A 340-nucleotide genomic window follows, 5' to 3' on the forward strand; every position below is an offset into this window, starting at 1 on the left:
GGCAAATCCGGTTATCCGTCACACTGAGGCACGATGACGAGGCACTACGGTGCGGAAGTTGCTGATGCCCTGCTTCCAGGAAAAGCCCCTAAGCTCCAGGTTATTGTTAATCGTACCCCAAACCGACACAGGTGGTCAGGTAGAGAATACTCAGGCGCTTGAGAGAACTCGGGTGAAGGAACTAGGCAAAATGGTGCCGTAACTTCGGGAGAAGGCACGCTGGCGTTAGGTGAAGGGACTTGCTCCTGGAGCCGAGGCCAGTCGCAGATACCAGCTGGCTGCAACTGTTTAATAAAAACACAGCACTGTGCAAACACGAAAGTGGACGTATACGGTGTGA

Annotated in this window: 1 rRNA gene; it reads left to right on the forward strand. The window is 53.2% G+C overall.

Going from position 1 to position 340, the window contains the following annotated elements:
- A 23S ribosomal RNA gene (locus Xentx_RS18315) occupies positions 1–340 on the forward strand; the annotation flags it as partial.

The organism is Xenorhabdus thuongxuanensis, from assembly GCF_001908095.1.
Lineage (GTDB): Bacteria > Pseudomonadota > Gammaproteobacteria > Enterobacterales > Enterobacteriaceae > Xenorhabdus > Xenorhabdus thuongxuanensis.